This is a genomic window from Micromonospora sp. LOL_014, from assembly GCF_048060245.1.
Taxonomy (GTDB): domain Bacteria; phylum Actinomycetota; class Actinomycetes; order Mycobacteriales; family Micromonosporaceae; genus Micromonospora_E.
In genome coordinates, this window is record NZ_JBHMIP010000082.1 from 1 (window position 1) to 1,728 (window position 1,728).

Genomic DNA, 1,728 nt, shown 5'->3' on the forward strand with positions numbered 1-1,728 from the left:
AGATGGAGCGCGACCCGGAGCGCCTGCCGTACCACAACGTGCACACCCTGCGGCTGACCGGTGCGTTCGACGAGCGCTGCTTCCGGGCCGCGGTGGCCCAGGCGGTGTCCCGCCACGCCGTCCTGCGCACCGCGTTCGCGCTCACCGGGTTCAGCGAGCCGATGCAGCTGGTGTACGACACCGCCGACGTCCCGATCACCGTGGCCGACCTGCGCACCCTGGACGCGGACGGGACCCGGGCGGCGGTCGCCGCGCACCTGGCGGCGGAGCGGCGCTCGCCCCTGGACCCGGGCACGGCCCCGCTCTGCCGGATGGCCGTGCACCTGCTGGCCGGCGACGCGTTCCAGTGGACCGTCACCGAGCACCACGCCATCCTGGACGGCTGGAGCCTGGCGTCTCTGGTCGGCGAGATCGTCGGCGCGTACCGCCGCCTGCTCGCCGGCGAGGAGCCGGCGGTGGCCCCGCCCGGCTCGGCCTACCGCGACTTCATCGCTGCCGAGCGGGAGGCAATGGCCTCGGCGGAAAGCGCCGGCTATTGGCGCGAGCGCCTGGCCGAACCGCCGGACGGCCGCCTGCCTCGCTGGCCCGCGGACCGGCCTGCCCGGCTCAGCGCCGCACCGGTCGCGGGGGAGCGGCACAGGCACGACGAGGACAGCGGGGCGGGTTCGCTGACCGGCCCGCTGCCCGAGGACCTGCCGCCGCGCCTGCGCGAGCTGGCCCGGCGCTGCGGGGTGCCGCTCAAGGCGGTGCTGTTGGCGGCACACGTGAAGGTGATGAGCCTGATCACCGGCTCCCCGGACGTCGTGGTCGGCCTCACCGCCGACGGGCGGCTGGAGGAGGACGGCGGCGAGGACGTCCTCGGGCTGTTCGTCAACACCGTGCCGTTCCGGCTGCGGCTGCCCGGCGGTACCTGGCGGGACCTGATCCGGGCGGTCTTCCGCGCCGAGAGCGAGCTGCTGCCGCACCGCCGCTACCCGATGGCCGCGCTGCAGCGCGAGCTCGGCGGGTCGGCGCTGTTCGAGACCAACTTCGTCTACACGGACTTCCCGCAGCTCACGGCCGGAGCCGCAGCCGACGACGACGCGGGGGACGTCTCCCGTACGCACTTCGCGCTGGTCACGGCGTTCGGCCGCGAGCCCGGCGCCGACGGTCTGAACCTGCACCTGGAGTATGACGCCAGGGCGCTGCCCGCGGTCCAGGTCGCCGTGCTGCGCGACCACTACCTCCGGGCGCTCCGGGCGATGGCCGCCGAACCGGCCGCCGAGCACCGCTGGGTGTCCCTGCTGGACGACCGCGAGCGGGACCTGGTGGCGTCCTGGAACGCGCGGGTCGCCGACGTCCCGGAGGTGCCGGTGCACCGGCTGGTCGAGGCCCGGGTAGCGGCCGTCCCCGACGCCGTCGCCGTGGCCACGGACCGGACCGCGCTGACGTACGCGGAGCTGAACGTCCGGGCGAACCGGCTGGCCCGGCGGCTGCGCGACCTCGGCGTCGGCCCGGACACCGCGGTCGGTGTCCATGTCCGACGGTCCGTCGAGATGGTCATCGGCTGGCTGGCCGTGCTCAAGGCCGGCGGCACGTACGTTCCGCTCGACCCCGGCTTCCCGGCGGCCCGGCTGGAGTTCATGCTCACCCAGGTCGGGGCGCCGCTGGTCCTCACCGCAGGTGGCGTGCCCGAGGGCCCGTGGCGGACCGTGACCCTGGACGAGAAGCTGTGGAGCACCGGCGACG

The 1,728-nt window shown here is 75.3% G+C and carries 1 protein-coding gene; it reads left to right on the forward strand.

What is annotated here, in order from left to right:
* Positions 1 to 1,728 (forward strand): condensation domain-containing protein (locus ACFHW1_RS28690; protein WP_416616703.1); only part of this gene is annotated, 1,728 nt, incomplete at both ends.